The organism is Mesorhizobium sp. M8A.F.Ca.ET.218.01.1.1, from assembly GCF_004791165.1.
Lineage (GTDB): Bacteria > Pseudomonadota > Alphaproteobacteria > Rhizobiales > Rhizobiaceae > Mesorhizobium.
Genome location: NZ_SRUZ01000011.1, coordinates 149146 through 170530, shown reverse-complemented (window position 1 = coordinate 170530; position 21385 = coordinate 149146). Strand labels below are relative to the sequence as shown.

Sequence of the window (21385 nt, the reverse complement as noted above, 5' to 3'; positions counted from 1 at the left end):
GGTGCGTCCGCAATCCAGCCCAATGGGCTGAATTGCCGCCTGAAACTCCAAACCAGAACCCATTCCCGCTCAAAAAGCGGCGATCCGCTCCCCACAGCAATCTCTCAGCTAACTGCGCAACAGCCCCCTTGTGGGAGAAGGTGGATCGGCGCGCAGCGCCGAGACGGATGAGGGGTGCGCGAAGGAACACCGTCCTTGCCAAGCTGGAGCACCCCTCATCCGTCGCCTGCGGCGACACCTTCTCCCACAAGGGGAGAAGGGAAGGCTGGCTCACCTTACGCATTCCACAGACCCTTCTTCTTCATCTCCTCCATCTCACGCGCGGCGCGTTCGCGCAGCCTTGCGTCACGCAGCAGCTTTTCCACCGCGGCATCGTCGGATTTGTCGGAATACCGGAACTCGCTGTCGGCGTAGCGGTTGATCTCCTGCATGACCATGTCCATCGAGAACGGACCGCGCAGGTCCTCGATCATCGCTTTCTTGTCGTCGTAGCTCTTGTGCATGAAGGCTTCCGGCTTCTCGAACCAGTCGTCGGGAAGCTCGATGTCCATGGCGCGCATCTTGATGGCGTCGGTGACGTTCTTGATGGCGCGGCCGGTGAAGCGCGGTTCGGCATCCTTGATCAGATGCAGGTAGGTGCCGATGTCGGCCATGGTCCTGGGCGCGCCGTTTTCCTTCATGTAGCGCTCATAGACCCGCATCAGCCCTTCCTCCTGCGGCTTTTCATGCTCCTCATAGGCCTCGGTCACGGCGCGCTGGATTTCCTGCGCCGCGTATAGCTCGTGCTTGCCCAGAGGGATCTCGTGGTTCTTGCCGGCGAGTAGCACGAAGATGTCGATATAGTCGTCCCGCGTCTGCGGCCCGTCGACCAGCCAGCGGGCGCCGGCGCGCTGGCGCAGCGCGTCGTCGACGTTTTCCGGGTAGTTGGAGAACATGCCGAACGAGCAATTGCCGCGCACCACGGTGGCGGCACCGGCGAAGGCATCCATCAGCACGCCGGTGATCTCCTGCTGGCCGGCCGAGGCGCGGTCGTCGGAGCGTCTGGCGGCCACCTGGTCGATGTCGTCGATGGTGCCGAAGCCGATGACGCGCGGGTTCAAGACATTGTTGATGAACTGGCGGCAGTTCTGGCCCGACTTGCCCTGGTAGGACGAAATCTGGTCGACGCCGAAATTCTCATAGGCGAAGGGATAGCCGGCAACCTGGCAATAGCCGTTGACGAGGCCGGCGATCATCTGGATCAGCGTCGTCTTGCCGGTGCCGGGCGCGCCGTCGCCGATGAAGGTGAACAGGAAGCCGCCGAGTTCCACGAAAGGGTTCAGCTCGCGCTCGAAATCATAGGCCATCAGCATCTTGGCGAGCTTGACCGACTGGTATTTGGCGATGTGGTTGCCGACGACCTCTTCCGGCGTCTTGAAGGTCATCACCAGCGGCTTCGAGCGTTTGCCCGGCGCGACATCGAAGCCGTCGAGGGTGAAGTCGTCGGCGTCGATGCGGATATGGGCGTTCTCGAACGGGCCGATGCCGTCGAAGCGGCCCTTGCGCGCCAAAAGCCCGTCGATGGCGACGCGGGCAAAGGCACGCGCCCTGGTCATCAGGTCGGTGTCGTCGGACGAGCCCGCTATTGCCTTGTCGAGGCCTGCCAGGATCGACTTCACCGCATCCTGCGGCGTGTCGAACAGGAAGTCGGGTTCCGGAATGTCGTTTGGCGCCTCGCCGTCGCTGTCGATCAGCTGGAACAGATAGGACGACAGGCTGAAGGCCGAGATATAGGCCGAAGCCGACAGCAGTTTCTTGAAGGCGGACGCCTCGTCGCCTTCGAGCGGGGCGCGGGTGTTCCTGGCCTGCAGGCTCTCGAGATCGGAGCCTTCGGCGAACACGTCCGATACCGCAAGCGCGATCGCCGTGCCGCGCCGGGCGCGATAGAGCAGCGTGTGCTGCGGGATGGTCAGCAACTGGTCGTCGGGATGGACGGCGCCGACGGTCTTCGACAGCTCGACCTCGCGCGTGCGGCGCACCGAGCCGACCGAAACGGTGGAGACGAAGCGCCGGTTGGTGCCGGCGAGTGCGGTGCCGGATTCGCGCGAGGGATCCTCCAGCACCACGATGCGGGTGATGAAGCTCTGCGCGGTGGCGCGGTGCTTTTCGATCGCCGCTTCCGGAATGGTGGTCAGGCCGGTGTCCATGGTCAGCTCCTTATCGGGATTACTTTCCCGGCTTCCGCAGAACGATCCTGCGCCTGACGCGCTGCGTCCAGATAGATGTCCAAAGTCTGATCCAGCCTTTCGAAAAGCAGCTTGTCGAAAGCAATGTGCCCGCCGCCGCTCTGGTCGATCTCAAGCGCTGCAATGTAATCGGGGCGATCTTCCGGGCGGATCGCTACCGGCGGGTATCCACCGCGTGCCAACACCAGATTCATCAAAAGGCGCGCTGTACGTCCGTTGCCGTCGTTGAACGGGTGAATGGCGACAAAGCGCCGATGAGCCTCGAAGGCAGTTCGTGGTGTGCTTGGCGCTGCGCTCAACCACCGGCAAAAAACCTCCATCAGCGCTGGAATCTCCACGGGGGCGGGAAAATTGAATACGCCGACATTCGTATTCACGTAACGAGCGCTGTCGGCGTATTGGCCGGCTATCTCCGGCTTGGAATTCGCCACGACCAGATGATGAAGATTGCGGATGTCCGCCTCCATGATCGGATGGTCGTCCTTTGAAGCGATTTCGAGTACCCAACTCAATGCGCGCGCGTGGTCGATTGCCTCGAGGTGATCCTTGAGCGGCTTGCCACTGATCGTGATGCCTTTTTCCAGAACGAGGGCTGTCTCGCCCGCCGTCAGTGTATTTCCCTCGATCGCGTTCGACGTGTACGTTATGTCGATACGCTGGCTGCGTTCCAAGCCTTCCAGGGCGCCGGGCCGAACTCTCCTCTTGAGCGCATCGAGCTGCCGCTTCTTGCCGGATATTTTAGCTGCGGCGGTCATTGCTGGCGCCTCGGTGCTGTGTGGTTTTCAATGACGCAAAGCAGGTTCCTAGACATCCGATATCACCTGTCCATTCGACAGGATGTGAACCTTGTAGCCGGCAAAAATCTTCTGTGCTTCGCCGGCGGCGTAGAGCGCCTGGTAGGCCTCGTGCGGGATCAGCGCGTGGTTTTCGTAGCTCGATACGCCTTGGCGCGCGGCCTCCAGGTCGTCGGTGTTGATGAAGAATTCCTGCGTCGTCTTCTCGCTGGAGAATAGGCCCCTGCGGCCGGGCTTCTCGCCCTTGGAGTAGACCTCCTGGATGGTCCAGGTCAAAAGCCAGGCGTTTTCCGGCTTGCGCACCTTGGCCAGCACTTCCGTCACCGTCGAATTGTTGTCGGTAATGCCCGCCGAATAGAAGGGACCGAGCACCACGCGCCTCAGCTGCTTGGGGTGCAGTGGCTCGAAATCCTTGTCGAGGTTGACCGCGATGGTCGCCGGCGACAGCGTATAGGCCGAATTCTTCTCGGTGAAATCGTCGAAGCGGTGGGCAAGCTCGGGGTTGAGCAAGCCGTCGACCGGCAGCGGAATGTCGACCTTGTCGTTGAGCTTGCCGCTCCGGTCGACAAGCTGGCTGACCATGCTTTCCGAGGAATCCTCCACCGTCACCATGTAGATCAAGGGCAAGTTGGCGCTGCCGTCGAAGGTCGCCCAGTGGACCAGATAATAAGGCCGCGCCGTCTTCGGATTGACCGACACCTTGGCTGTCTGCGCCAGCGTGAACGGACCGAAGGTCTGTTCGCTCTTGACGTCCTCGAGATAGAGCCGCTCGGCCATCGTTTTCTGCAGCGCCTCGGGGAACGCCTTGTGGCGCAGGATGAAGTCGGCCATCTCCTCGCGCAGTTCGCCGGCCAGCGGGATGTTGGCAAGGCGTGCATCAGCCTGCCGGCGGTCGTTCTCCAGTTCGAGCAGGTTCTGGAACACCGGGAAACCGCTTTCGGCGCGCGAAATGCGGAACGTGTCCATGAAGCCCAGGCGATTGCGCCAGCAGGAGAAGGACTTGTCGAGCCGGGCGATGTATTCGGCAACGATCCTGGCGACGATGCCGTGCCGGTAGAGCGGCGAGCGGTCGTCGCGCATGAACACTTCAAGGCCGCTAAGCGCGGCCGTGATTGCCGAGAAATACCGCGCCGCAGCGTCGTTTTCGGGGGTCATGCTGTCAGCCCTGGGATTGTCGCACCGGTGCGCGCGGCAATTATGACTGCACGTAGTTGGCCGAATTGTGCTTCTTCAGCACCTCGTCGAAGCGGCGGGCGAAGGCATCGTCGGCCAGCTTCTTGCGGCGCTGGATGTCGGCGCTGGCCACCATGTTCTTCTCGTGCATCTCCAGCAGGTCACCAATGTGCTTCTGCGAGGCGGCGCCGATGCCGGCCATGGTTTCCTCGGCGGTGTTGTCGACCTGGCTGCCCAGCGTGTTGATCTTGTGGGCGACGTCCTGCTGGGCGGCGGTCTTCAAGGAATCTTCCAAAGCCTTGTACAGCACGATGCGCTGCTCGGTATCGATGGTCAGCTTGTTGATCAGCGTCGACTGCGCGGCGATCTGGTTGTTGAGCGAATCGACAAAGGTCTGGAACATGGAGGTGTAGCGCTCCAGCGTCTGGCTTTCGGCCAGCAGCTCCTGCTCCTTGGCCTGCTTTTCATTGTATTCGGTGGCGAGCTTGGAGCGCTCGCCCTCGAGCTGCGTGCGGTCCTTCTGGCTGGTCGAGGCGGCGATCTTGTTCTCAATGTCGAGCAACATCGGATTGAGCTCCTCGATGCGCTTCTGCACGGCTTCGAGGTTGGTCATGGTGGTCTTGCGGCGTTCGATAACCTGCGACAGGCTGGCCTCGGAGGTCTTGTAGCGCTGGTCGAGAACTTCCTTCTGCGCCTTCAATATGCCGACGATGGTGTCGGACTTGGCCAGCAGTTCCTGCAAATTGCCGGCGAGCGACATGTTGCGCACGCGGTCGGTGCGCATGCGCTGCTTGCGCTGTGCCGAAAAAACGCCGACGAAGTTTTCCCAGCCGGTATAGTTCTTCATGCTCTCGAACTCGGCGCCGAAGACATTGGTGGCGTCCTCGAGCCCGATGATCAGGTCGGCGATGTTGCCTTCCATCACCTTCTGCTGCTTCAGCACATCCTCGATGCGGGCGTTCTCGATGTCGAAATTGGCGTCGCCAATCTTCTTGTCGGCGGTTGCGAGCGTGTCGAGCACGGTGCCGGATTGCTCGATCTTGGTGCGCATATCCTGGACGACCTGCTTGGTCTTGGCAATTTCGGCATCGAAATTCTGCAATGTCGCCATAGGGGCCTCCCGCTTCGGCTTCCGCTCGCTGGTTGCGAACAGCGGCGAATATATGTGGGGTATCAGGGGATTGAAAGACGTGAAGAGAGTGCGCGGCGCGAAAACAAATATTCGGCCGAACCCTTGAATGGTAATGGAGCCGTGGTCATGGCGGGATCAACTGGCCGGCCAAGCCTGGTTCAGCTGATTTTGAACTTTCATGCCGGCAAAGCAATCAGTCGACGCCGAAGCGGATCGTTCTGAAACTCGACAACAACTGGCGCTTTGCAGCCCCGACCCGGCGCGCACAAGTCGCCCCGTCCGACAACGAACGGCTGCTCAGGGCTTGGGATCGGCTTTCAGATAAGCGATGACGTTGGCGATGTCGTCGTCATTGCCCAGGCCGCCAAAGGCCATCCTGTTGCCGGGCACCTTCAGCTTGGGCGATTTGAGGTATTCGGCAAGATTTGCCTCGTCCCACACGAGACCGGCAGCCCCCGCGTTCTTCATGGCATCCGAATAATGGCCGAGGAAGCTTTCGGCGGTCCCCGCCTTGCGGCCGACGACGCCCATCAGATGCGGGCCGACCTTGTCGTGGTCGGTCGCCGCCTCATGACAGGCCATGCACCGATTGAAGACATGTTTGCCCAGGATGGGATCGCCTCCGGCCCGGGCGGCAAGGGAAGTGGCAAGCAAAAGAAGGCTGGCGGACAAGACGGCTCGAAGCATAGCTGACCCCGGAGAGTTCTGGCTGAGCGCGTGAAAATACGGCGCTGACCTTAACAAAGGCACCATAGAATGGCGTGGCTGCAAGAGGTGGCAGCCGGCTACCCGAGGCCGACGTCCAGCGGGCCTTCGTTTCAACCGCTGACAAAGCCGATGAAGTCGTCGGGTGCGGCGCGGCCCATTTCCTCTTCCCAGTGGCGGCGGCAGAGCGAGACATAGACATCCTTGCCGATCGCCACCTGTTCGCCCTGCCGGGCCACCTTGCCGTCGGGACCGAGGCGCACGACCATGGTCGCCTTGCGGCCGCAGCGGCAGATGGTGCGCACTTCGCGCAGATCGTCGGCGATCGCCAGCAGCGCGCGCGAGCCGGGAAATAGCTTGCCCTGGAAATCGGTGCGCAGGCCATAGCACATGACCGGGATGTTGAGCCGGTCGGCGATGCGGGCAAGCTGCCAGACCTGCTCCTCCTCCAGGAACTGCGCCTCATCGACGAAGATGCAATGCACCGCCGTGTGCTGGTGATGCTCGGCCACGCGGGCGAACAGGTCGTCGCCGTCGCGGAACATCTCGGCTTCCGTCTCCAGCCCGATGCGCGACGAGATCAGGCCGGTATCGCCCTTGCGGTAATGGCCGGCGACGAACAGCATCGTCGTCATGCCGCGCTCGCGGTAATTGTACGATGCCTGCAACAGCATGGTCGTCTTGCCGGCGTTCATCGTCGCGTAATGGAAATACAGCTTGGCCATGCCGCCCTTTAAGGTCTGTTCATATTCAGGTGAGGCCGGCCTGCAAAAGGCGGTTCCTCCGCTTCCGGTGCTCGCGTACTCAAAGTACGCTCCGCTCCGGTTCTCGGAGCCCACCATTTTCGGCGCGGCCTGACCTGAATCCAAACAGACCTTAAGCCGACTTGCCGCCGCGCGGGGAGGGGCCGCCGCCGCATTCCCCTGAAAAAGCCGCCGTTGCCGAGGCAGATTGCGCTCAGGCTTGGCACGGAAAGCGTCAGCGGTGTCGCTGATTGGCCAGCCAGCGCCGTTGATCGTGATTGTCTTAGCGCTTGAAACCACTCCAGAATGGTGTTTGGCTGACGAAACAAGGCGGACACAAAAACCGTAACTTCGCCCCGCCAAAGAATCGCAATGGGAGAATACAGATGTCGCGTATGAATTCCTTCGTCGCCGGCCTCGGCTTGGCGGCCTTCCTGTCCACGAGTGCCGCCTTCGCCGGCGATCCGGCGAGCTGCAAGGCGGTTCGCCTCTCCGATGTCGGCTGGACCGACATCCAGGCCACCACCGGGCTGGCCTCGGTACTGCTCACCGCGCTCGGCTACGAGCCGCAGGTGATCCAGCTCTCGGTTCCGGTGACCTATGCGTCGCTGAAGAACAAGGACCTCGACGTCTTCCTCGGCAACTGGATGCCGTCGATGACCAACGACATCAAGGACTACACGGCCGACGGTTCGGTCGAGACCGTCAGCCAGAACCTGGCCGGCGCCGGTTACGGCATCGTCGTGCCGACCTATGTCGCGGATGCCGGTGTCAAGACGCTGACCGATCTCGGCAAGTTCAAGGACAAGTTCAACGGCAAGATCTACGGCATCGAGGCCGGCAATGACGGTAATCGCATCATCCTCGACATGATCAAGAACCCGAAGGACAATCTCGACGGGTTCGAACTGGTCGAATCCTCGGAGGCCGGCATGCTGACGCAGGCCGAGCAGTCGATGAAGAACAATGAGTGGATCGCCTTCCTCGGCTGGACGCCGCATCCGGTGATGGGCGCCATGAAGATCACCTATCTCGACGGCATGGGCGACAGCGGTTTCGGCGCCGCCACCGTCTCGACCAACGTGCGCAAGGGCTACACGACCGAGTGCCCGAACGTCGGCAAGTTCATCACCAACCTGAAGTTCAATCTGGATATGGAAGGCCAGATGATGGACGCCATCCTGAAGGGCAGCGATGCCAACAAGGTGGCAACCGACTGGCTGAAGAAAAACCCGGATGCGGTCAAGCCCTGGATCGCCGGCGTGACCACCTTCGACGGCGGCGACGCGGCGGCGGCGGTCAAGACCGCGCTCGGAGGCTGAGCCGGCTTTGATTTCGGCATGACCTCAAAAACAGGGCAGCCACTGGAAAAGGCTGCCCTTTTTCATATGCTGTGAGAAGATGACCGTCCGGCAAGGACGGCGCAGGCCAAAGAGGGGCAAGATGGATCCGATTTCCAAATTCCTGGTCGATTACAAGATTCCCATCGGGCCCTGGGGCAAGGCTTTCTTCGGGTTCCTCACCGACCATTTCGACACTGTGTTCAGGGCGTTCTCGAATGGCCTGAATTTCATCCTCGACGGGCTGGTCAACATCCTGCTGATGGTGCCGCCGGTGCTGCTCGCTTTGGTGATCGCCATCGTCGCCTGGCTGCTGCAGCGCTCACGGCCGCTCGCCATCGGCGTTTTCCTCGGCCTGATCTTCATCATCAACCAGAACCTCTGGAAACAGACGGTGCAGACGCTGGTGCTGGTCGTGGCCGCCGCCGCCATGGCGATGGCCATCGGCGTGCCGCTCGGCATCTGGGCGGCGCACAAGCCGAAGGTCTACCGCGTCATGCTGCCGGTGCTCGACCTGATGCAGACACTGCCGACCTTCGTCTACCTGATCCCGGTGCTGACGCTGTTCGGCCTTGGCAACGCGCCCGGCCTCATCGTCACCATCATTTTCGTCATCCCGACAGCAGTCAGGCTCACTCATCTGGGCGTCGTTTCGGTGCCGAAGTCGATCATCGAGGCCGGCGAGGCCTTCGGCGCCACCAAGAGCCAGCTGTTGTGGAAGGTCGAGCTGCCCTCCGCACTGCCCACCATCATGGCGGGCCTGACGCAGTCGATCATGCTGTCGCTGTCGATGGTGGTGTTCGCGGCCCTGATCGGCGCCGGTGGCCTCGGCACGGAAATCAACCGGGCGCTCGGTTCGCGCCGCATCGACCTTGGCCTTGAGGCCGGTCTCGCCATCGTCGTGCTCGCCATCGTGCTCGACCGGATGACCCGCATTGGCGTTGGAGGCAAGAAATGACCGTCGCCGTCGATTTCAGGAATGTCGATATCGTCTTCGGCGCCGACCAGGCCGGCTCGCTGGCGATGATCGACAAGGGCGCTACCCGAGCCGAGATCCTCGAGAAGACCGGCAATGTGCTCGGCTGCGCAGGCGCCAGCCTCACCGTGCATGAAGGCGAAATCTCGGTGCTGATGGGCCTGTCGGGCTCCGGCAAGTCGACGCTGCTTCGCGCGGTCAACCGGCTCAACGTGGTGTCGCGCGGACAAGTGCTGGTCAAGGACGGCGACCGTACGGTCGACGTCGTCACCTGCGACGAGCCAACCTTGCGGCGGCTGCGACAGAAACAGGTGGCGATGGTGTTCCAGCAGTTCGGCCTCCTGCCATGGCGCACGGTGGAAGAGAATGTCGGCCTGGGTCTCGAACTCGCCGGCGTGCCGGATGCCGAGCGCAAGGAGCGGGTGCATCGCCAGCTCAAGCTGGTCAACCTCGATCAATGGTCGAACAAATACGCCCATGAGCTTTCGGGCGGCATGCAGCAGCGCGTCGGTCTGGCGCGCGCCTTCGCCACCGAGGCGCCTATCCTGTTGATGGACGAGCCGTTCTCGGCTCTCGACCCGCTGATCCGCACCAAGCTGCAGGACGAGCTTCTGCAGCTGCAGGCGGAGCTGAAGAAGACCATCATCTTCGTCAGCCACGACCTCGAGGAGGCCCTGAAGATCGGCAGCCACATCACCATCATGGAGGGCGGGCGTATCGTGCAGACAGGCGCGCCGGAAGACATCGTGCTGCGTCCCGCCAACGACTATGTCCGCGACTTCATCGCCAATGTGAACCCGCTCTCGGTGTTGACCGCATGGAACGTGATGCGCGACCGCCGCGATCTCGAACAGGGCACGGACGGCTGGGTGTGGCTCGACCGACGCAAGACGACCCGTTTCAAGATCGACGAGCACGGGCTGGTGGCGGCGGCCGAACGCGACGGCAAGCCGGCGGTGTGGACGTCGTGCACCGGGATAGAGGGCCAGCCCGAAGAAGCAGGTCAGGTGTTCTGGGCCAATCCGGGCACGTCGCTGAAAACCGTGATGCTGGCCATGCACCGCTCGCAGACGGCGCCGGTGGCGTTGTTCGACGACCAGTCCCGCTTCGTCGGCGCCATCGGCATCAGGGATGTGCTGAGCGCGGTGCTGCGGCGGTAGAGGTCCCAAGCGACAAGGCTCAAGCCGCCAGCGGCAGCCTCAGCTCCGTCAGCAACCCACCTTGCGGGTGGTTGGACAGGCGCACTTCACCACCCGCCGCCCGCGCGATGTTGCGGGCGATGGTCAGCCCAAGCCCGAGCCCGCCGGTCTGGCGGTTGCGGGAGTGTTCGAGGCGCACGAAGGAGCCGAACACGGCGTCGATCTGGGCTTGGGGTATGCCCGGCCCTTCGTCGCGGATGGCGAGTGTGATCGTGCCGTCCGAGCGGCTGAGGCTGAGATGCGCATGCTTGCCGTAGGTGACGGCGTTCTGCACAAGATTGGTAACGCAGCGCTTGAGCGCCACCGGCCGCGCCATGCAGATCAGGCCGCGTGAGCGGGTGTCGTCATTGTCGAAGGAAACGGTCTCGTAGCTGTCGGCGATCGATTCCACGAGCGACCAGAAATCGATCCTCTCGGCCTTCTCTTCCGTGACCTCGAATTTGGCGAAGTCTATCACCGAGCTCGCGATGCCTTCGATGTCGGCGAGATCGTGGGCGAGCGCTTCGCGCGCCGGTGATCTGCGCAACAGTTCCAGACGCAGCCGCATCCTTGTCATCGGCGTGCGCAGGTCGTGCGCAAGGGCCGCCGCGAGGTGCTCGCGGTCCTCGACATATTCGCGCAGCCTCTTCTGCATGGCGTTGATCGCCCTGGCGGCGGCGCGCACCTCACGGCTGCCGCTCTCGGTGACCGGCGGGCTCTTGAGATCATTGCCGATCCGGTTGACGGCGGTTTCCATCATCCGGTAGGGCGCGGTCAGCCGGCGCAGCGACCAGATCGACATGATCACCACCAGCCCGGCGATCAGCGCATAGAGCGGCAGGCTGTCGATGCTCAGGATCGGGCCGACGGGCGTTATCGGTTCGGTGAAGTTCAGCCACTGGCCGTCGGCGAAGCGCAGCGAGGCCGTCAGCTTGTCGCTCTGGGCGAAATCGGCGGCCAGCACCAGGAGGTCCCGCTCGACCTGGCCGATATCGGGGCCCGGCGCGGCGCCGCCGGCATCGTCGGCTTCGCGCGTCGCCGGATCGCGGCGCACGCGCGCGTCGGTGATGCCGAACTTCGACAGCCGGCCGACAAGAATGTCCTCGAGCTCGGCCAGTTCGTCATCGCCGGCGATCGAGGAGGTGACGGCGGGCGTGTCCGAGACGGTGAGCGCGTATGTTGAGTTGAACAGGCCCGCGGCGGTCGCCTTGCGCTCCTCCGGCGTGGCGCCACTCATCAGCTGCACGAGCGAGAAGGCGCGGTCGTTGAGGCGGTAGAGGTCGACCACGTCATTGGCAGCAGCGCGGTCGCGCGACACGATGTAGAGCGTCGCGACCTGGCTGATCAGCAGGCCGGCAATGACGATCAGCAGCACCCAGACAGGCAAGGTCTGCGGCAGGAAACGTCTCATTCGGAGGTCGTCTCGGGCAGGAACTGGTAGCCGCCGCTGCGCACGGTGAGGATCAGTTTGGGCGTCTTGGGATCATCTTCCATCTTGCGCCGCAACCGGCTGACCAGGATGTCGATACTGCGGTCGAAGGAATAGTCGCTGTCGCCGCCGGACAGTTCGATGAGCTGGTCGCGGGTCAGCACGCGCTGGGCACTCTTGACGAAGGTGTGCAGGAGGTTGAACTCGGCCATGGTCAGTTCGACCCTGACATCGTCGGGCGCGGTCAACCGGCGCCGCGAGCAGTCCATCGTCCAGCCGGCGAAATGGTAAATCTGCTTGCTGGTGGCGCGCTTGGGCTCTGTGGCGCCATTGCGCCGCAGCACGGCGCGGATGCGGGCCAGCAACTCGCGCGGGTCGAAGGGTTTGGGCACATAGTCGTCGGCGCCCATCTCGAGGCCGACGACACGGTCCGTTGTCTCGGTGACGGCGGTCAGCATGATGATAGGCGTCGTATACTGGGCGCGCAGGTCGCGGCACAGTTCCAGCCCGCTCCTGCCGGGCAGCATCACGTCGAGCACGATGAGGTCCACCTGCGAGCGGCGCAGGATGGCTTCCATCTCGTTGCCGTCGGCGGCAACCGAGGTGTGCAGGCCCCGCTTCTGGAAGAACTCCTGAAGCAGGTCGCGGATGCCCTTGTCGTCGTCGACGATCAGTATGTGCGCATCGGATTTCACAGCTGCCCTGTCTGGTTTGCCGGCCAAGCCATTCTTGGCTGGTGAGCCACACGATAGAATTCGGGCCATATGTTGGCCAGTGCCTTGCTTTTCAAGGGAGAATGAATTCCGCCTTCTCCACATGGAAAGCGACGGCCGGCCTGGCCCCGGCCTGGCCAGACACAATCCAGAAACAAAATTCTACAATCGGGAAAAACTCCTGAAAAGGTTGGTCGGCATAAAGGTGCCGTGGCGGTCAGGTCATCGGCTGCGACGCTAGTCTCCGGGTTCACGGATAAACCAATGCCAAGATTGTCGATCAGTTTGTTGGGAGTTTTGCTGGGCCTTGGCCTGCTCACTGCCGCTGTCGGCCAATCGGATGCAAAGGCGCCGCTCACCCGGAGCGAACGGTGCGCCAATCTCAGCCACCAATTTGATGAAGCCCTCGAAACCCATGCCACGGCAACGCAGGTCACCGCGGCAAAGGCACTTCAGAGGAAGGGCAACCGGTACTGTGCCGCCAAGAAACAGGCGCAGGGCATCCGGATGCTCGCCAATGCTCTGAAGCTGCTTGGAGTGACACCGAACGACCCGGTCCAGTGACACTCAAAAAGACCCGCATACAAAAGGAAATGAAGCCATGAACAAGTCCATCCTGTCCGCCCTTGGTCTCTCCGTCGCTCTCGCCTTCTCGATGCCGGTTCTCGGCTATGCAGCCGCCACCACGACCGCTGCCCCGGCTGCCGCCACCACGACCACCGCTCCGGCTGCTGCCGCGACGACCACCGCTCCGGCCAAGGCTGCTCCGAAGAAGGTCGCCAAGAAGACCGTCTGCAAGGAGACCAAGAAGCACAAGTGCCCGGTCAAGAAGGCCCCCGCGAAGATGGCTCCCGCGACGGCGGCCCCCGCGAAGGCTGCTCCCAAGAAGCCCTGATCAGCTTCGAGGTCAGTTCTAGCAAGGCCGCTCCAGCCGCAAACCGGCTGGGGCGGCCTTCTGCCAAGTGCATGATCGATGAGCTGAACACCGGCGGCTTCCAGCCACGCATCTCGATCGTGCTTAACCCGTTTGCAATGCCGGCCCGGTAGGACAATCCGCATGAAGAAGCGGCCTTCGTCCATTTTTCGCTCCATGGTGATCGGCGGCCTGGTTGCCACCGGCGCCGCCAGGGTGCTGATTCTGCTCACCGCCAGCCCCGTGCCGGATCCGGCAAGCGGGCGCACCGAGCCCTCGCTGTTCGCGCCGGCGATTTCCAGCAATTGGGATTACATCGCGCCCGTGCAGGCCTGGCTCTTGATCGTGCTCGCCGGCGCGACACTGATCTGCGTTGCCGGATGGCCGATCGCGGCATGGCTGGAACGCCGGGCGGATGCCGATGCAAGTCGCCGCATCTTCGGCCGTCAGGGCCGTTGAACCGCGAAAGACCATTTCCCACATGATCCTGAAGGACCGGGCGTGCCCGCCGACGGTCCGCAAATGGACGATCGCTGCCGCCCGTGGCAAAATGCGGACTCAAGCTCGATCGCGAAACAGTCGGTTCGAATGCCTGAAATCGCCACAAAACCGCGCGTAAAGGTCAAGCCGCAGACAGAGCGGCCGAAGCTCTACAAGGTCATCCTCGTCAACGACGATTTCACGCCGCGCGAATTCGTGGTGACGGTGCTGAAGGGCGAGTTCAAGCTCAGTGAGGACCAGGCGCACCGGGTCATGATCACCGCGCACCGGCACGGCGTCTGCGTGGTCGCGGTCTTCACCAGGGATGTCGCCGAGACCAAGGCGACGAGAGCCACCGACGCCGGCAAGGCGAAGGGTTATCCGCTGCTGTTCACGACGGAACCGGAGGAGTAGGGGAGGTAGCTTCTTCCTTCTCCCCTTGTGGGAGAAGGTGGATCGGCGCGCAGCGCCGAGACGGTTAAGGGGTGGGTGCCGGTGTGTCGTCGGCGCCAAGCTGGAGCACCCCTCATCCGACCTCGCTTCGCGAGGCCACCTTCTCCCACAAGGGGAGAAGGGAAGAGCGCTCCGCTACCTTCCCTCGCGGTACCACATCGAGCCCATCGCCAGAAGCAGCAGTCCGAGGCCGAGGAAGCCGCCGAACAGCGGTACGCGCGACACGGCCTTCAACACGCTGTCGTCGGTGGTGCGCAGGCCGATCCAGTCGCTGCCCGACGCTTCGCCGGCCGAACGCACCGGCACGATGGATGGCAGCGTCGCGTCGCTGCCCGTGGACGAGGCCAGCCGGCGCACGCTGCCGCCGGTGGCTTCCGCCGGCGCCTTCAGCCGCTCCTGCGTGGAGACGACGTCGGCGAATTCGGGTGCGTTGACCGGGCCGACATGGGCGAGGGCGGTGAGATCGCCATTGGCGACCTGGAAGAGGCCGATCTCGCTGGTCTGAACGCTGCCGAGAAAGACGCCGGGCTCGGATTTGTCGAGCTTGACGGTGAGCGTCTTGCCGGAGGGGGTGATGATCTGCGCGGGGCCGGGATCGTCGGCCATGGTCTGGCGACGGATCTCCAGCACCATGCCGCGTCCCTCGGCGGTCAGCCGTTCTTCCTCGAGCTCGGGCTCCTTCATCAGCCAGTGGGCGATGCGCCGGTAGAGCTGGACATGCGGGCCGCCGCCCTCGAAGCCGCGCGCCCAGAGCCAGCCCTGATCGGACAGAAGCATGCCGACGCGGCCTTCGCCCTTGCGGTCGAGCAGCAGCAGCGGCCGGTTGTCGGCACCCTTCATTACCACTTCGCCTTGCGGGTTCTGCACGCCGATGGTGCGGAACCAGCGGCTCCAGTGCGGCGGCTCGGTGGCCGAACCATCGAGGCCGCGCGTCACCGGATGACGCTGGCCGAGTTCGGTGAGGCGGGGATAAAAGGCCTTGTCGACGACCTCGCCGGTCGGCATTGCCGGCAGGGCCGACATCAGCGGCGTGCGCGCGATCGACGCCTCGCCGGCATATTCGGGACCAGCGGCGATCAGCAGCGCGCCGCCCTTTTCGACATATTCGGAGATGTAGTCGTAATAGAGGATCGGCAGCACGTCGCGGTGCTGGTAGCGGTCGAAGATGATGAGGTCGAAATCCTTGATCTTCTCGACGAACAGCTCGCGGGTCGGGAAGGCGATCAGCGACAATTCATTGATCGGCGTGCCGTCCTGCTTCTCCGGCGGCCGCAGGATGGTGAAATGGACGAGATCGACCGAGGCGTCGGATTTCAGCAGGTTGCGCCAGGTGCGCTCGCCAGCATGCGGTTCGCCCGAAACGAGCAGAACGCGCAGGTTCTCGCGGATGCCGTCGACCAGCGCGATGGCGCGGTTGTTGGTGTCGGTCAGTTCGCCCGGCTCGCGGTCGATGGCCAGTTCGATGATGTTGCGGCCGGCACCCGGGATGGTCACCTGCAGCGGCATGGCCTGGCCGACAGTGGCATGCTCGACCGAAACCTGCTCGCCATTGACCGAGACCCGGACGTCGACCGGTCCGGTCTCGTTTTCGGTCGAAATGACGCGGTAAGTCATGTCGAGCGGCTTGCCGACAAGGCCGAAACGCGGCGCGTTCTCGAAGCGGATGCGGCGATCTTTTTCGTGATCGTTGCCGGTGATCAAGGCGTGCAGCGGGGCGTTGAAATCGGGCGTGCCCGAGGGCGTGTCATGCACCTCGCCATCGGTGATCATGATGGCGCCGCCGATGCGCGAGGGCGGCACGTCGCGGAAGGCGCCTTCCAGCGCGCCGAACAGCCGCGTTTCGGTGCGCTCCTCGGCGGCGTCGGACTTGCCGGCCTCGACGACGCGGACGTCGAACTGCTTGAAGCGGCCAAGACGCTGCTGGAGCCCGGCCACTGCCTCGTCGGTCTGTTTGGTGCGGTCGCCAATATCCTGGCTCTGGCTGCGGTCGACGATCAGCGCGACGACGCTTTTCAGCGGCTCGCGTTCCTCATTGAGGAACACCGGATTGAAGAGGGCGGCGGCGAGCGCCAACAGGGCGACGAAGCGGAGGACCGCGCCGCGCTGGCGGAACCACAGGCCGACGAGCGCCAGCAGCGCCAACGGCACCAGCACCAGGGCCAAAAGCGGCCAGGATAGAAGCGGTTCGAAGGAGATCGACCAGTTCATGCCCTATCCTCCCGCGCCGGGGGAGGATCGATCATCGTGAGGGGCGCAAGAAAACGCATCATCCTACTGCCCCAGACGTTCGAGCAGGATGGGAACATGCACCTGGTCGGATTTGTAATTGCCGGTCAGCATGTACATCATGATGTTGACGCCGGCGCGCAGCGCGTAGACCCGCTGCATCGGGTCGGCGGGCACGGTCGGCAAGAGCGGGTCGCCATTCTCGTCGACTGCCCAGGCGCCGGCGAAATCATTGGCGGTGATCATGATCGGCGACACGCCGTCGCCGGTGCGTACCGGCCGGTTGTCGGCATTGCTGGCATCGAGCGATGCCTCGACCCAGAGCGGGCTGCCGGCGAAGCGGCCGGGAAATTCGGGCAGGATGAAGAAGGACTTGGTCAGCACATGGTCCGACGGCACCGGCTCCAGCGGCGGCACGTTGAGGTTGCCGAGAATGTCGCGCAGCCGTTCGGTCGCCGGGCTGGTGGAATCGGCGCCGATGCCGTTGGCGAACTGGTCGCGCGTGTCGAACAGCACCGTGCCGCCTTGCTGCATATAGGCGTCGATGCGGGCGATGGCCGCCTGGCTCGGCATCGGTGCCGCCGGGTCGATCGGCCAGTAGATCAGGGGATAGAAGGACAGCTCGTCCTTCGAAATGTCGACGCCGGCCGGCGCCCCCGGTTCGAGCGCCGTCTTCTCGATCAGGAAGCGGGTCAGGCCCTCGAGCCCGGCGCGGCTGATCGAATCGACACCCGGCACGCCGGTCAGCACATAGGCGATGCGGGTTTTCGAAATTGCCTCGATAGCGCCCTGGTCACCCGGCTTGGCATCGTCGGCACGGGCAAGGTCGGCGTGGCCGAACAGCGCGCCAAGCGCGATCAGCACGGCGGCGGTGGTTGCAGCGGCACCGGCCCGGTGCGGCCGGCGCCAAAACAGGCCGCCCATCCACAACACCGCCAGCGTGTCGAGCAGCATCAGCAACAGAGCCGCGGCGACCAACGCGCCCTTCAGGTTGCGCGATTCGTCAAAGGCATACTGGATGGTGGTGACCGGCACCGTCAGTTGCGGGCGCGCCAGCGGCTCGAACGTGCTTGCGACATCGAGCAGATTGTGGGCGAAGACGCCGGTCTCCGAACCATATAGGCCTGGCGGGTTCTCGAAGGTGACCGGCAGCGTGCCCGCGCCCGGCCCAAGCGGCCGTGCATCGGGTGTCGGCGGCACCAGCGAGCCGTCGGCCGCGATCATGCGATAGGGTGCCAGCGACGTGGCGGCGGCTTCGGCATTGGCGACCGCCGCACCCTGGTTGCGCGACAGCTGCACGATGCGGCGCAGCATCTCGACGAAACTGCCCGAGATCGGCAGGTTCGACCATGTCGCCTCGGGCGTGACGTGGAACAGCACCAGCGTGCCCTTGCCCTTCTTCAGCCCGGTGACCAGCGGCGTGCCGTCGGCAAGGGCGGCCCAGGTGCGCTCGACGATGTCGGGTGTCGGTTCGGCCAGCACCTGCCTGGTCACCGTGACCTCGGTCGGCGGCGCCAGGTCGGCGAACGGGCCGGCCTTGGGAAATTCGGTGACCGGCTGCGGCGAGGTCCATGACAGCGCGCCGCCGAGCGAACGTTCGCCGGTGCGCAGGCGGACCGGCAGCAAATCGTCATCATTGCCGGCGGCGGCCAGCCGCGAGCCTGCGAAGCGCACCAGCGTGCCGCCATTGTCGACCCAGTCGACCAGCCTTTGCCGAACCTGGGCGGGAATGGTGCCGATATCGGCCATGACGATCATCGCCGGCTTCTGGTCGAGGATCTGCGGGATGGCGTCGGCGAGATCGGCGCTGGAGGGCTCGACCAGATCGGCGAAGGGCTGCAGCGCGCGCCTGATGTAGTAGAGCGGCGACAGAAGCGGCTGCGCCTGGTCGGCCTCGGCTTGCGACAACAGCCCGACGCGGCGGCGCTTGGAGCTTTCGTCGAGCACGCGCACGGCACCCGCATGCCGCTCGCCATCGAGCGCGATCGAGGCGAAGTCGTTGCGCAATTCGAACGGCACCGCCATGGTGCCGGTGGCCGCGGCCTCGCCCGGCGCGAAGGTCAGGGTCGCATCGGCGATGCGGCGGCCCTTGTCGTCGAAGGCGCCGGCGGTGACCTGAGCCGGGGCGGGATCGCCGGGCGCGCGGACGGCGGTCAGGGCAAAGCCATCGACCTGGTTTTCGGCAGACGTCAGGCCGGTCAGGGAAAGCCGGTCGGCCACCGCCCAGACGACGCGGGCGGCATTTTTCGACAACAGCGTGTTGAAGGCGGCCTCGTCGCCCTTTGCCGCCAGGCCATCGGCGAGCACGGCGACGCTGGCGCCGGGCAAGCCCCCCAGCACGCCGGCGACGCGGGCATAGACGGCGGGCCGGTCGGTCGGGATCGGCCGCGGCTTGGCGGCGCGCAAGCGGTCGAGTGCGGCGGCGGCATCGAAGGGGCCGATCTCCGCATTGGGCTTTTCGGCGGTGAAGGCGATAACGACCGGCACGCCGTTCGAGCCGGCGTCGTTGATCAGCCGTTCGGCGGTGGCGACGCGCTTGTTCCAGTCGGCGGCGCTGGCCCAGTCATTGTCGATGACCAGGGCAAGCGCGGCACCCTCGGCCGGCAGCTTTTCACGCGGATTGAAGACCGGTTCGGCCAATGCCGCGACGACGAGGGCCGCCATCAGCAGCCTGAGCAGCGTCAGCCACCAGGGGCTGCGCTGCGGTGTCTCCTCGCGCCTCAGCACGCGGGCCAGGATCTTCAGCGGCGGAAACACCTCGGTCTGCGGCTTGGGTGGGGTGAGCCGCAGCAGCCACCAGATCACCGGCAGCGCCAACAGGCCCCACAGCACCATGGGGGCGCCGAAGGAGAGCGGCAGCCAGCTCATGCGACAGCCTTCCCAGGCTTACCGCCATCGGCGGAAATGCCAGGCTTACCGCCATCGGCGGAAATGCCGGGCTTACCGCCATCGGCGGTCATCGCCATGTGCAGGCGCACCAGCGCGTCGGACGCCAGCCGGTCGGTGTGGTTGACGGTAAAGCTCCAGCCGAGCCGCTTGCACCAACTGGCCAGTTCCTGGCGGCGGGCGGTGTAGAGCAGGCGGTATTCGTCGGCCAGCATTTCGGCGCGCCCCGCGGTCAGCTTGTCGCCGGTCTCGGGATCGGTGAACTCGGTGCGGCCGGCATAGGGGAAGGTTTCCTCGGCCGGGTCGGCGACCTCGATCAGATGCGCGCGCACGCCGTGGCGGGCGAGCACGTCGAGCCAGGCCACGGTCTCCTCGACCGGATCGAGGAAATCGCTGGCGATGACGATGTCGCAGAAGCGCCTGATGTCGGAGAGATCGGGTTTTGCCGGCAGCTCGCCGGCATGCATGAGCTGGGCCGCGATGCGTTCGGCGCCGTTGCGGGCGGTGAACGGATCGGTCAGATCTGGCCAGGCGATGCGCTCGCCGCTGCGCGACAGAAGCTCGGCCATGGCCAGCGTCAGCACCAGCGCGCGCGATTGCTTGGAAACGCCGGCGCCGGTCGACTTGTAGAGCATGGACGGCGAGGGATCGGCCCACAGCCAGACCGTGTGGGCGGCTTCCCATTCACGGTCGCGCACATAGGTGTGGTCGTCGCGGGCCGAGCGGCGCCAGTCGATGCGCGAGGAATCGCCTTCGACGTAGGGCCGGAACTGCCAGAAATTCTCGCCGATGCCGCGCTTGCGGCGGCCATGCCAGCCGGCGATCACGGTGTTGACGATGCGGCGCGCCTCGACCAGCAGGTCAGGCACGAGCGAAGCCCGCAACCGGCCGCGGGCGAGCGCGTCGCGCGTCGCTGCCGGAGCCTGGACCTCGCCGATACGCGCCATCAAATACCTTTCACGAGTTTCGCCACCACATCGCGTACGCTGGTGCCTTCGGCACGGGCGGCGAAGGTCAGCGCCATGCGGTGCTGCAGCACCGGCTCGGCCAGCGCCCTGACATCGTCGACCGAGGGTGCCAGCCGTCCGTCGTAGAGCGCGCGGGCCCTGGTGCACAGCATCAGCGCCTGGCTGGCGCGCGGGCCTGGGCCCCAGGCGACATGCTTGTCGGTGTCGGCATTGCCTTGGCCGGGACGCGCCGAGCGCACCAGGGTGAGGATCGCCTCGACCACGCTTTCGGGCACCGGCATGCGGCGGATCAGTGTCTGGATCTCCTTCAGCCGCGCCGGCTGCAGCACGTTGGTGGCCTTGGCGTCCTCGACGCCGGTGGTTTCCAGAAGGATGCGGCGCTCGGCCTCGATTTCTGGATAGAGGATGTCGACCTGCATCAGGAAGCGATCGAGCTGGGCTTCGGGCAACGGGTAGGTGCCTTCCTGCTCCAGCGGGTTCTGCGTCGCCAGCACATGGAAGGGCGAGGGCAGATCGTAGCGCGCGCCGGCGATGGTGACGTGATATTCCTGCATCGCCTGCAGCAGCGCCGATTGCGTGCGCGGCGAGGCGCGGTTGATCTCGTCGGCCATCAGCAGCTGGGCGAAAATCGGGCCGGAGATGAAGCGGAACGAGCGCTTGCCGGTCTCGTCCTGCTCCATGACCTCGGAACCGAGGATGTCGGACGGCATCAGGTCGGGCGTGAACTGGATGCGGCGTGAATCGAGCCCGAGCACGATGCCCAGCGTCTCGACCAGCTTGGTCTTGGCCAGGCCCGGCACGCCGACCAGCAGCGCGTGGCCGCCGGCAAGCAGCGCCACCAGGGTGCGCTCGACGACGTGCTCCTGGCCGAAGATCACCCGGCCAACCCCGTCGCGGATCCTGGAGATGTCTGCAAGCGCCTTCTCGGCCTCGGCGACCATGTCCGTTTCGCTAATCGGGCTTTCCTTGACCATCACGCTCATGCCGCATCGATCCCTTTGGTTGGAAATGCCATGGTTTGGAAATACTGGCCCGCACCATACCATAGGTT

At 64.4% G+C, this 21385-nt stretch carries 19 protein-coding genes; 7 read left to right on the top strand and 12 right to left on the bottom strand.

Features of this window, described 5'->3' with window-relative positions; all coding sequences use genetic code 11:
- Nucleotides 1-275: 275 nt before the first annotated feature.
- The 6 genes from EN861_RS31490 to EN861_RS31465 form a co-directional block, all read right to left on the bottom strand.
- On the bottom strand, nt 276-2186 hold the full coding sequence (locus tag EN861_RS31490) for an ATP-binding protein (RefSeq protein WP_135867504.1): 1911 nt from the start codon (nt 2184-2186) through the stop codon (nt 276-278).
- A 2-nt stretch (nt 2187-2188) separates the two neighbouring features.
- Complete coding sequence (locus tag EN861_RS31485; protein ID WP_135867503.1) at nt 2189-2980, bottom strand: Fic family protein; 792 nt, start codon at nt 2978-2980, stop codon at nt 2189-2191.
- Between the two features lie 48 nt (nt 2981-3028).
- Complete coding sequence (locus EN861_RS31480; RefSeq protein WP_135867502.1) at nt 3029-4174, bottom strand: hypothetical protein; 1146 nt, start codon at nt 4172-4174, stop codon at nt 3029-3031.
- A gap of 40 nt (nt 4175-4214) precedes the next feature.
- On the bottom strand, nt 4215-5303 hold the full coding sequence (locus EN861_RS31475; protein ID WP_027143401.1) for a hypothetical protein: 1089 nt from the start codon (nt 5301-5303) through the stop codon (nt 4215-4217).
- Between the two features lie 318 nt (nt 5304-5621).
- Nucleotides 5622-6011, bottom strand: a complete 390-nt coding sequence (locus tag EN861_RS31470) for a cytochrome c family protein (protein ID WP_127869783.1) — start codon at nt 6009-6011, stop codon at nt 5622-5624.
- Between the two features lie 131 nt (nt 6012-6142).
- Nucleotides 6143-6754, bottom strand: coding sequence for a thymidine kinase (locus EN861_RS31465; protein WP_127278094.1), 612 nt, complete (start codon nt 6752-6754; stop codon nt 6143-6145).
- Nucleotides 6755-7158: 404 nt separating this feature from the next.
- Between EN861_RS31465 and EN861_RS31460 the strand changes: the two genes are divergently transcribed.
- From EN861_RS31460 to choV, 3 genes are all read left to right on the top strand, one after another.
- Complete coding sequence (locus EN861_RS31460) at nt 7159-8094, top strand: choline ABC transporter substrate-binding protein (protein ID WP_135867501.1); 936 nt, start codon at nt 7159-7161, stop codon at nt 8092-8094.
- A gap of 121 nt (nt 8095-8215) precedes the next feature.
- Nucleotides 8216-9070 carry a choline ABC transporter permease subunit gene (choW, locus tag EN861_RS31455; protein WP_135867500.1) on the top strand — a complete coding sequence of 285 codons (855 nt, stop codon included), beginning with the start codon at nt 8216-8218 and terminating at the stop codon, nt 9068-9070.
- On the top strand, nt 9067-10248 hold the full coding sequence (choV, locus tag EN861_RS31450; protein ID WP_127869780.1) for a choline ABC transporter ATP-binding protein: 1182 nt from the start codon (nt 9067-9069) through the stop codon (nt 10246-10248). The genes choW and choV overlap by 4 nt, the downstream gene beginning before the upstream one ends.
- Before the next feature lie 19 nt (nt 10249-10267).
- Here the strand turns inward: choV and EN861_RS31445 are convergent, their stop codons facing one another.
- A complete protein-coding gene (locus EN861_RS31445; RefSeq protein WP_127278090.1) occupies nt 10268-11677 on the bottom strand; it encodes an ATP-binding protein in 1410 nt (469 codons plus the stop codon).
- On the bottom strand, nt 11674-12390 hold the full coding sequence (locus EN861_RS31440) for a response regulator transcription factor (RefSeq protein ID WP_127278089.1): 717 nt from the start codon (nt 12388-12390) through the stop codon (nt 11674-11676). The genes EN861_RS31445 and EN861_RS31440 overlap by 4 nt, the downstream gene beginning before the upstream one ends.
- 282 nt (nt 12391-12672) lie before the next feature.
- Between EN861_RS31440 and EN861_RS31435 the strand changes: the two genes are divergently transcribed.
- The 4 genes from EN861_RS31435 (at nt 12673) to clpS (ending at nt 14215) form a co-directional block, all read left to right on the top strand.
- Nucleotides 12673-12972 (top strand): hypothetical protein, encoded by a 300-nt coding sequence (locus tag EN861_RS31435; protein WP_127278088.1) that lies wholly within the window; start codon nt 12673-12675, stop codon nt 12970-12972.
- A 37-nt stretch (nt 12973-13009) separates the two neighbouring features.
- On the top strand, nt 13010-13303 hold the full coding sequence (locus EN861_RS31430) for a hypothetical protein (protein ID WP_135867499.1): 294 nt from the start codon (nt 13010-13012) through the stop codon (nt 13301-13303).
- A 162-nt stretch (nt 13304-13465) separates the two neighbouring features.
- Complete coding sequence (locus EN861_RS31425; protein ID WP_135867498.1) at nt 13466-13780, top strand: hypothetical protein; 315 nt, start codon at nt 13466-13468, stop codon at nt 13778-13780.
- A 129-nt stretch (nt 13781-13909) separates the two neighbouring features.
- Complete coding sequence (gene clpS, locus EN861_RS31420) at nt 13910-14215, top strand: ATP-dependent Clp protease adapter ClpS (protein WP_127278085.1); 306 nt, start codon at nt 13910-13912, stop codon at nt 14213-14215.
- Between the two features lie 174 nt (nt 14216-14389).
- Here clpS and EN861_RS31415 read toward each other — a convergent pair whose 3' ends face one another.
- The 4 genes from EN861_RS31415 to EN861_RS31400 form a co-directional block, all read right to left on the bottom strand.
- On the bottom strand, nt 14390-16462 hold the full coding sequence (locus tag EN861_RS31415; RefSeq protein WP_135867497.1) for a hypothetical protein: 2073 nt from the start codon (nt 16460-16462) through the stop codon (nt 14390-14392).
- Between the two features lie 63 nt (nt 16463-16525).
- Nucleotides 16526-19348: a DUF4159 domain-containing protein gene (locus EN861_RS31410; protein WP_135867496.1), complete on the bottom strand. Its 2823-nt coding sequence runs from the start codon at nt 19346-19348 to the stop codon at nt 16526-16528.
- Entirely contained in the window at nt 19345-20313 is a 969-nt protein-coding gene (locus EN861_RS31405) for a DUF58 domain-containing protein (protein WP_135867495.1), read from the bottom strand. Before EN861_RS31405 ends, EN861_RS31410 begins: the two co-directional genes overlap by 4 nt.
- Complete coding sequence (locus EN861_RS31400) at nt 20313-21317, bottom strand: MoxR family ATPase (RefSeq protein ID WP_127280906.1); 1005 nt, start codon at nt 21315-21317, stop codon at nt 20313-20315. The genes EN861_RS31405 and EN861_RS31400 overlap by 1 nt, the downstream gene beginning before the upstream one ends.
- Between the last annotated feature and the right edge of the window lie 68 nt (nt 21318-21385).